This window comes from Xanthobacter autotrophicus ATCC 700552 (genome assembly GCF_043194565.1).
GTDB lineage: Bacteria > Pseudomonadota > Alphaproteobacteria > Rhizobiales > Xanthobacteraceae > Xanthobacter > Xanthobacter autotrophicus_F.
On sequence record NZ_JBAFVS010000047.1, the window covers coordinates 1 to 9,563 of the forward strand.

The following is a 9,563-nucleotide window of genomic DNA, read 5'->3' on the forward strand; positions in this document are numbered from 1 at the left end:
TAGAGATCAAACAATCGCGTTCGCCCGTCCGCGGTGCGGAGAATGGTTCATGGGAGAGGCGCGACGCCAGTGGCACGTGGCGTCCCTATGGAAACGGGTATCGACAGGCGCTTGAAGGGAAGAACGCGCTTAGGAGCGCGATGTCCTCTATCAAACCGGTCGGCAACTTCTATCCCGATGCATGGGTGATTTTCTTCGGCGGGCTACCGGCGGTAGTCCGCGCTCACGACGGGAGACTTCAAGGTCGGCGTAACGACCCTAGCCGATTTTTCGGCCAACTTCCCGAACGGCGCGAGAAAGGCGCCTCCATGGAGTCTGGATGATTGGCGCCAGTTCGCGGCGTCACTATCCTTGACCCGCGTTACCACGCAGGAGGCAGTAGCTTCGGATCACGTTCGCATTCAGCTCGATATTTTGCAGCGCTACAATGTAGCGGTCGCCGAGGAATACGGACGCGATGGCGCCCGCTGGATGGCCGAGGATGGCTTGCTGGGCGCTCTGCAACAAGCGGCCGGTGAGGGGTGCGGCCTAGCGATCGTAGGACCTTCTGGCTGCGGTAAGACGCTCATGGCGAAGTGGCTCGCCGCCCAGCTCGCGGCCGCAGGCTCGCCTGTCTTCTACTTCGCCGCCAAGGACATCGCGGGCGACTGGGCGAAGGCCGTCCGGCGCGAAACTGCCCTGCTGACCGACGCCCCGCCCTCGGATCTGCTGCGCGCGGCGGCGAACAGCGACCGCGACATCTTCCTCATCGTGGATGGGCTGAACGAGTTAGCCGGATCCGAAGCTGGGGTTCTGAGGGGGCTGCGAGCCCTGGCTCGGCGGTATGACGCCAAGATCATCATCACCTCGCAGGCACCGCCGCCCGCCGGGTTCGAAGGGCTCTCCACCGTATCCGTTGGTCGGCCAAGCGCGGGGCTGAAGCGCCGGATCGCCGAGCGCACCGGCGGTCGCTTGGATGGCGCCGCGATCGAATTCCTGGATGTCGTCGGCAGTGGTTTCGAGGCCGAGATGGTCGGCGGCGTCGGAGCCGGCCTGATCGGTGAAGCCACGCGGCTCGCCCTCATCGATCAGTACGTTCGCGCCCGGCTTGGGGCCCACGCACGGGCTGGCGCTTACGGCCTGCGACGCCTCGCGGTCGCGCTTCACCGCGACCTGGCGTTTTCGATGCCTGAGGCGCGTGTCGACGACTTCTTGCGGGATGCTGGGATCGGTTTCGAAACCTGCGATGCTCTGTTCTCGGCCAAGCTCCTCGTGCGCCGCGTGGGGCGGGTGTCTTTCGCCCATGAGATGTTGCTCAATGGATCGGCAGCCTTCGGGCTGGCGGCAGAGGCCACGGTCGACCCCACGGCCTTCGGCGCGCGCCTTTCAACACCATTACTGGCCCCTTTGGCCGGCGAGATCATCACCGCGATCGAAGACCGAAGGGTCTGCCATGACGTGCTGGAAGCGGTCAGCAGTCCGGACTCGATCGCGGCGGCGGCCAAGGGGGTGTATGGCCATCTCGCCAAGCCGATCGCGAAGGAACTGGTGTTAGCTGCGAAGGCGAAGTGCATCGCCGAGATCGAAGCTGTCAAACTTGAACTCGACACCGAGAACCCCGCCTATCCGGTGCAGTGGTCCGAAACCGGTCGGAGCGAATGGACGCCAGGGGAGCTGGCCTGTCTTGGCGCGATTGGACAGTTGGCGACATCGGTCGATGGCGTCCAGGACTATCTGGATCTCTGCGCGGCGATGGACGCTCGGCTGTTGGAAGAGCGAGCCCGGCTTGCACCGGAAGCAAAGGTCGCAAAAATTGGTATCAGAAGCGCGAGCTTCGCCCTGGCGTACAACGGCTTCGGGTCGCAGATCGGCTTTTCCAGGATCGAGCATCATGGGTATCGCGGCTGGGCCAGGGAGCCATCTTCGCCTCTGCCGCTGCTGGATGTGTCCGACCTCTCGTCGGGCCAATTGCACTTCTACCTGGAAAATCGATGTTCGTTCTTCGACGCTGAAGAGCTGGACCGCTTTGCAAATGAGTTGATTTTCGTATTGCGCAACCGGTTCTCCCGAGAGCCCTATCACGTGCAGCTGGTGGCGTTGCACGCTGTCAGCTTCGCGCGCGAAGCATCCGAAGAGACGTTGGCCGAGCTCACCCAGGCCATCCAGGATCTCGACGTCGCGCCGACCAACTGGGCTATCGGTTCTAGCGTCATTGACGCGCTGAAGTGGCTCGGTGCCTTGGTGGAGGACGCGGAAGGAGCCCGCGAGGGAATCCGCGCTGAGGTAGCCGAGGCCTTGGCCGACGGCGCCGATGGAAGCCTAGCCATGTCCGTCTACACTCGGATGTTCGATCATCCCTTCGATAGTATCTACTACGAGGAAATCCACGCTCTTCAGGAGCACGAGCGTCACAGGATCTATCGACGGGCGCTGGCCTCGAAGGAGATCAAACGCAGTATGAGCTTCAGATGGATCTGTGATGAGATTCTGAAGCTCGACGATCCCGCAGATGTGGAGCTATTTGCGCGCTTTACGTTGCTACCGGACAGGACCAGCGTTTTTCCCCAGGATGAATGGGGCGCGTTCACGAAAAGTCTCAGATTTCTTGGGCGCCACGGCGCACTCCTGCCGCCGTCGGACGGCGTTGAGCCCCGTGAGATTTGTCTCAACGAAATCCGGGCTCTGGTTTACGCTGCGGAATCTGGCCGACCCGGCGACCTAGCCGCGGCCGGACGGGCCTGGACGAACTTGGAGGCATTGTCCGCGGGCCTCGTGATCGGCTGTCTGTCCGAAGTCCACGCCGCGATGACCGAGCGGCACCACGGGGTCGACGTGAAGCTGCCCTACGAGCCGCTCGATATCCGGCGGACGTATCCGGCCGAATGCCTGCGGCTTGCCCGGAGGCTCCTGCAAGGGGCAAGCGAGGTAGAGTATTTCCACCAAGCTCCCATGCGTGAACGGGGACCGACCCTGGCTTTTGATATAGTCGGTCGCTTCGGAGATCGCAGCGATCTGGACATCCTACGTCGCCTCAGTCGCGGCCATCCCTATTCGGCTTTCGCATTGGCCGCCCTCAAAGCGCTGGACGGCGTGACGCCGGACCAATGATCCGATTCAGCCTCAATGACGCGGCCGAGTTCAGAATGAACCATGCTGATCTTGGGAAATCTCCACTTCGGGGCACCAGCTGAGCTTGACCACACTGGATCCACTCAGGACTCCTCCCCCGAACGAACAAAAACAGAACATAGGCTGGTTGGCGGGTCAGAAGTTGCTTATGCTACCCGACGCGATGACGGTCACACCGGCTTCGCTTTCAGAACGGGATGCAAATCGAACGAGCTCGCGGGGGATGGCCGACTTCCTGCTTATTGACGAGGCGCTGTGGCGCAAGACGCGGGCCGGCGCGCGCGCGGGCCGCGGCTTCCGCTATCAGGATGCCGTCAGCGCCTGGCTGGTCGCGGAAGGCTGGCGAGGCGGGATCCCGTGGACGACGGTTGTTCCGGAAGGCGTGGACGACGTCACCCTCCATGGTCCGGACGTGGAGATTCGCGCTCAGTTGAAGGCGCGCCATGATCCGCAGCGAACTTTTTCTCTGCCGGAGGCGGCGTCGCACCTAGCCAAGTCCGCGGCGGACCTGCCCGCCGGTTGGCCGAACGACACGCGGCTTCGACTTGCGCTCGTCCTCGAAAGGCCGCTTGACGGCCTTGTGGCCACCGGATGGGGCGGAGTGCTCACAGATTCCGAGCAAAACCTCGAACCCTTCACGGCCGCGCTGGCGGTCGCCCTATCGGAATGCGGGGTGGACACGGCCATCGCGGCAGACCTGCTCTCGCGGATCCATCTGGTTGTTGAGCCGCTGCCGATGGATGCGGCGCGAAGCGCGCTCGAAGGTTCGGGGCTCACCGGTGTTGCGCTGGGCATCGCCGCTCAGCAACTGCGGGAGTTGGCGGGCCGGGCGGCCGACGAGAACTTCCGGGCGTCAGCGAAGGAGGCTGTCGCGCTGGGACGTTCCGATGTACAGGCGCGGATCGACAGCCTCGAGGGCCTGATCGACCCTGCCGCCTATCTGGAGCTCACCCAGGGTCTCGCTGACCTTGCAGACTTCGCCACGCCCCTGCCGGGAGCGGGCTTCTACGAGGGCGTGAACGTCGCGCCCGGACATGTAGCGGCGGGCCTGGTATTTGAGCGTGCGGAACCGATGGCGGACCTGTTGGCCGGCCTTGAACAGCGGCGCGTCGCGCTGGTGGCCGGGCCATCCGGCGCGGGCAAGTCTGCCCTGGCTTGGCTCGCCGCCCACCACACACGTCATGCCGTCCGCTGGTATCGGCTGCGGCGGCTGCAGCCGGAGGACGTCGCCCGTATCGCGCTTCTCGCCCGTCGTCTGGATGTAGACCCGCAGCGTCCGGTGGGATTCGTCGTGGACGATGTCGGCCGAGCCGACACCGCGGGATGGGACGCCCTCGTGCGCGAGATCGAGTCCCTTCCCGGGGTGATGGCGATCGGAACGGTGAGAGAGGAGGACGTGTTCTTGTTGGCGACCGCCGCCCGCACACCGACGGTCCGGCCGATACTCGACGAGCCGGTGGCGGCTCGCATTTGGCAGAGCCTGAAGGATGGCGGGCAGACGAAGTTCAGCCATTGGCGGGAGCCATTTGTCGAGAGCCGCGGGCTGCTCCTGGAATACGTTCACCTGCTGACGGCTGGGCAGCGCCTCGCCGAAACGATCTCCGAGCAGGTGCGGCGCCGGCTGGAGGAGTCACGCGCCGCCGAGCTTGCGATCCTGCGCGCGGTGTCGTTCGCCGCCGCACACGGCGGAGACGTGGACGGCGAACGTCTCTGCGCCGCTGAAGGTCTGACGCAGATTGAATTCGCCCGGGCGCTTCAGCGGCTAGTCGCGGAGCATGCCCTTCGCGAGCACAGGGACGGCAGGCTAACGGGCCTCCACGAGATCCGCTCCGCCCATCTGGACGCCGCGCTGCGGGAGCGCCTGGGCGAGTCGGTCAGCGCGGCTCTCCGCGCTGCGGCTGAAACTCTGGCACCGGCCTCCTTCGGACCGTTCATCGTGCGGGTGCTCCGAGGCTATCCCGACGAGGCGGACTCTCTGCTGGACGTCCTCAAGGAACGCATCCGGACCGGCGGCGTCGAGACATGGGTGCCAATCTTCCACGGACTGGGGCTCGCGACCTGCGACCTCATCGCCGCGCGCTGGCTCGAAGCGTCGCGAGCCGAAAACATCGAGGACCGGCACAGCGGCACAAGCTTCGGGCTGGCGCTGTCGGAGAGCGATCTGTCCGGTCTGGAGATGTTCGAGCCCACCCGCCGTGCGATCGCGACCTTCGCCGCCGGTAGTTCGCCTGATCTTCGCCAGCGCGTGCTCGAGTGTTTGCCCGCGTCATTTGAAATTCCGCCCCTCGGGCTCGTGGACGCTAATCGGTTGGCCGCCGCACTCCTCCCAGTCTTCGGCGCAGCTACGCCGGACTACGCCCATGTACCGTGCGTGGACGATCTTTCGACGGCCAACTTGACGCTCGTCCTGCAGCGGCTTGAGATTGCAGGTGCGAGAGAACGGCACCTCGCTGTTGCGTGCGCCCTTGAAGCGGGTGGAACCGACCATCTCTTAGACCGCATCTATCACGAGCATCCCTGGGCGACCCGGCCGGAACTCGGGGTTGACGACAGTGGCGTCCGGACCGTGACGGCGCATTTGCGCTACGTGCACCCGGAGGTGCAACCGGACGCGAACGACGCTGTCGTCAAGCTGTGTGACCGGCTCGCGGCGGCGGCCCCCGAGGCCGATTTCATCGTCAGCAACGTGATCGCGCCGGACGGTGAGCCCGTGAGCTTCGGCAACTTGCCGCTCGCGGCCAAGCGAATGCCTCGGCGCAATCTGACGGCTTCCTCTCGCATCGCCTGGAATCGGGCGCAGCTTCGGGCGATCGCGCGCCTCGTCGCCGCCCCAACCTCGACCCAGCGCACGACCGACCTCGCAAACGCCGTGCGGGAGGTCAGCGCCTGGGTCCGCGAGGCGGGCGACTTCTACTGCCGCCACGAGACGCCTGGTCCCTATTGGAAGGCGCTCCTACATATCCGCCGCCTGCTGACGACCCTCGTGCCCCCGCCGCGGGTCAACGAGGCTGTGAATGACCCACTCTCCAATGGCGAGCTACCAGGGCACGATCGCCTACACGGGTTCATCACGGACCTCCAGCGCCTGATGGGCGATCTCACCGACGGGGTGACGGAGCAGCCACGGCTTGTTGCCAGCCGGGCGGCAAGCATCGCGCACGACGCCAAGATTCTGGAGGACCCTGTAATCTGGGTAGACACTGCTGACCCGCCACTTGAGCCGTTGGCCAAGATCGAGGGATACCTGTGGGACATCCGCGCGGTGCTGGGTGACGCCGCCGAGGACGCTGGACCGCGTCGGCGGGCGGCGCTTCGCTTCAGCAAAACTAGCCGGAAACACAGCGTGCTCGCCCGCGCCGCCACACAAGCCCGCGAGCGAGCGGAAGCGGAGGCCGCGCGGCAACGACACCGCATAGCGGAAGCCTTCTCCGCGGCCGGGGTAACGGCTCAGGTGGTGTCAAGATACCACGACAAAGATAAAGGAATCTTCTGGCCCGCTGTGGACTACGCCGCAGTGGTTGAGGTCGAGAGCCTCATTGAGTTCCTGCAGCTTGAGCCCGTCTTCGCGTCCGTCGCCGAAGGACTGGAACTCTCGACGCAACTCAGCTTTGCGCCGGTGATCCAGAGCCGTCTGCCGCCGCTCGCATTCTCGTTCATCAGACGCTGCCTACCCGACCTCGATTTCCTTGAACGCTGGGGGGCGATACTCCCATTCCCGCCTCTCCCGAAAGATCCGGCGAGCGTCCGGCTGGATCAGGCCATTGATGCGATCTCGGTATTGTCCGCACGTGCTGCCGAGCGGAACCGTGACCTCCGTCCAGATGAGGTGGATTTCCTCGAAAAGATGACGGCGCGTTGGCAAGGGGCTGTCGAGGCACTGGCCGAGATCGCGACCGTCAGTGAGGACTCGCTTGTCGCCGAGGTGGTCATGTTCCTCGCTCGCGCTGGCGAGCGATTGGACGCGGAGGTGCAGGCCCCCACAGGGAACGAGAGCATCGCCCTAGACATCTACCGGGTGACCCAAGGCGTGATGACCCCCTTCATCCAGGAGTTGATGATCGCACGCCTTCTCCTCATGGAACGCGCCGCCGGTGCGGATCTGGCGAGTGCGTCCGCCGTCCAGCCACTGGCGCAGACCCAGACCGAGGCTCAGCCTTACGAATCCGCCGATAGCTCTAATTAGATCAGTCCGCTTGAAGGCCACAGCGGGGAATTAACCAAACTAAGATGGAAGACCGCCGCCGAACCTGCGGAGGCAGGCTGCTCGCGGATGATCAGGCAAGTTAAGATCGTTGCGCTCGAGACAACGCTCGGAACATGTCTCGACGAATGTCCGTTTTCTGGCGAGGTCCCAACTTCCGCTCTTGGCGCTCCGCACGCCGACACAAACACCAACCTCTTCGCGACCGGCTCATATGGCACTAATCTAAATTGGGGCTGCTCCTCGGAAGGAGGATGCCATGCACACCAATCACGAGACCCGGCACGAGCCCTGGAATGCCGGCCGGATCGTCGGTGCTAAACCTCCCCTGAAGCCCAAGCATATCTGGGCGTTGCGCACGCGGTTGCAGATTGCAAATCGGGTGCGCGATCTCGCCATGTTCAACCTTGCCATCGACAGCAAATTGGGTGGCTGCGACCTGGTGACACTGAAGGTCGGCGACGTATTCTCCGGCAGCGGCATTCGCGCGAGATCGGTGGTGGTCCAGCACAAGACCGGGCAGCCGGTTCCCTTCGAGATCACCGAACCGACGAAGGACGCACTTGCAGCCTGGCTCGTGATCCGGCGAGCAAAGGGAAGCGACTGGCTTTGGCCGAGCCGCAGCCATAATGGAGGACATGTCACTACCAGGCAGTACGGGCGTCTCGTCGACCAATGGGGCAGCCTCATCGGCCTCAATCCGGCAGATTACGGCACGCACAGTCTGTGACGTGACCCCCGTTTCTCATCCAGCCATAACGAGAGTCCTGGGTTGATTTGAGCCTTGGTGGTGGTGGGTGGCAAGAGGCGTCCGCGCGGAGCCTCCAGGCTGCGCAGCGCGGTCGCCGGACTCTCCGGATAAGGCGCGGGCGTAGTCCCTTGGCGTCATCCAGCCGAGCTTCGAGTGGGGGCGCTGCTCGTTGTAATCGCGCCGCCAGTTCTCCAGCACGGCGCGGGCGTGGGGCAGAGACCGGAAGAGTGTCTCATTCAGCAGCTCGTCGCGCAGCCGGCCGTTGAAGCTCTCGTTGTAGCCGTTCTGCTGCGGCTTGCCGGGCGCGATGTAATGCCAGCCCACGCCGGTGTCGTCGGCCCAGCCGAGGATGGCGTTCGAGGTGTATTCCGTGCCGTTGTCGCTGACGATGGTGTCCGGCCGCCCGCGCTGGGCGATGATGGCGTCGAGCTCGCGCGCGACCCTGCCTCCCGACAGCGAGGTATCCGCCACCAGGGCCAGGCATTCGCGTGTGCAGTTGTCGATCACCGTCAGGATGCGGAAGCGGCGGCCGTCGGTCATCTGGTCGGACACGAAGTCCAGGCTCCAGCGTTGATTGGGCGCCAGCGGGAGCTCAAGGGGCCGCCGGGTGCCAATCGCCCGCTTGCGGCCGCCGCGGCGGCGCACCGTTAGCCGCTCCTCGCGGTAGATCCGCTGGATCCGCTTCTTGTTCACGATCTGGCCCTCGCGTTTCAGCAGCACATGCAGCCGTCGGTAGCCGAAGCGTAGTCGCTCCTGGGCCAGGGCTTTTAACCGTTCGCGCAAGGCCCCGTCGTCCGGCCGCGTGGCCTGGTAGCGCACGCTAGTCCGGTCGGTGTCGATCACCCGGCACGCCCGTCGCTGGCTCATCTCGTAGGTCGTCTGCAGGTACGCCGCAGCCTCCCGATGCGCGGCGGGCGTCACCATTTTTTTCCCAGCAGGTCCTTCAGCGCGACGTTGTCGAGCATCGCCTCGGCCAGCATCCGCTTGAGCTTGGCGTTCTCGTCCTCCAGCGCCTTCAACCTCCGCGCCTCCGACACGTCCAGCCCGCCGTATTTAGCCTTCCACTTGTAGAAGGTCGGCGAGCTGAGCCCGTGCTTGCGGCACAGGTCCGCCACCGGCACGCCCGCCTCCTGCTCGCGCAGGATCCCGATAATCTGTTCTTCCGTGAACCTTGATCGTTTCATTCGTCCGTCCCTTTCATGGGGCGGACTCTAGCTATTTCTGGAGGAGTTTCAGGGGGTCACGTCACGCGCACCAGCGCCCACGGCGTCTATGTGTTCGTGGTGGACGGGAAGCTCTCCAGCAACGTGGCCGAGCTTGGCCGGCGCGACAGCTTCGGCGTGTCGGGTATCGAGGAGATCACGATCGAGGCCGCCGACAACACGGACGTCTTTTTCGTGGAGACCGTGATGATCGACGACGCCCGCATCACCGCCTGGGAGAAGGAGCACGGCGAAGATGTCCGCCACTGAGCTCCCGGCCGCCCGGAGCGCCGGGCCCCCG

General features: G+C 64.7%; 6 protein-coding genes. 5 read left to right on the plus strand and 1 reads right to left on the minus strand.

The annotated features are described in order from the left end of the window. The 4 genes from V5F48_RS24495 to V5F48_RS24510 form a co-directional block, all read left to right on the plus strand. A partial coding sequence (locus tag V5F48_RS24495) for a hypothetical protein (RefSeq protein WP_394260575.1) occupies positions 1–323 on the plus strand: 323 nt, incomplete at its 5' end. 28 nt (positions 324–351) lie between these two features. Continuing rightward, complete coding sequence (locus V5F48_RS24500) at positions 352–3,087, plus strand: AAA family ATPase (RefSeq protein ID WP_394260576.1); 2,736 nt, start codon at positions 352–354, stop codon at positions 3,085–3,087. A 244-nt stretch (positions 3,088–3,331) separates the two neighbouring features. Continuing rightward, positions 3,332–7,291 (plus strand): hypothetical protein, encoded by a 3,960-nt coding sequence (locus V5F48_RS24505; protein ID WP_394260577.1) that lies wholly within the window; start codon positions 3,332–3,334, stop codon positions 7,289–7,291. Positions 7,292–7,568: 277 nt separating this feature from the next. Beyond that, positions 7,569–8,039: a site-specific integrase gene (locus V5F48_RS24510; RefSeq protein ID WP_394260578.1), complete on the plus strand. Its 471-nt coding sequence runs from the start codon at positions 7,569–7,571 to the stop codon at positions 8,037–8,039. Between the two features lie 15 nt (positions 8,040–8,054). Here V5F48_RS24510 and V5F48_RS24515 read toward each other — a convergent pair. Beyond that, a protein-coding gene (locus tag V5F48_RS24515; protein ID WP_394260579.1) for an IS3 family transposase occupies positions 8,055–9,244 on the minus strand; the annotation gives its coding sequence in 2 pieces (ribosomal slippage) (positions 8,055–8,986 and positions 8,986–9,244; 1,191 coding nt in all). Positions 9,245–9,259: 15 nt separating this feature from the next. Here V5F48_RS24515 and V5F48_RS24520 point away from each other — a divergent pair. Beyond that, complete coding sequence (locus tag V5F48_RS24520; RefSeq protein ID WP_394260580.1) at positions 9,260–9,532, plus strand: pirin family protein; 273 nt, start codon at positions 9,260–9,262, stop codon at positions 9,530–9,532. Positions 9,533–9,563: the final 31 nt, after the last annotated feature.

Bases quoted from the DNA above. Each gene is read 5' to 3' on its own strand.
- V5F48_RS24505 (WP_394260577.1), top strand. From the start codon at position 3,332: ATGGCCGACTTCCTGCTTATTGACGAGGCGCTGTGGCGCAAGACGCGG.
- V5F48_RS24520 (WP_394260580.1), top strand. From the start codon at position 9,260: ATGGGGCGGACTCTAGCTATTTCTGGAGGAGTTTCAGGGGGTCACGTC.
- V5F48_RS24510 (WP_394260578.1), top strand. From the start codon at position 7,569: ATGCACACCAATCACGAGACCCGGCACGAGCCCTGGAATGCCGGCCGG.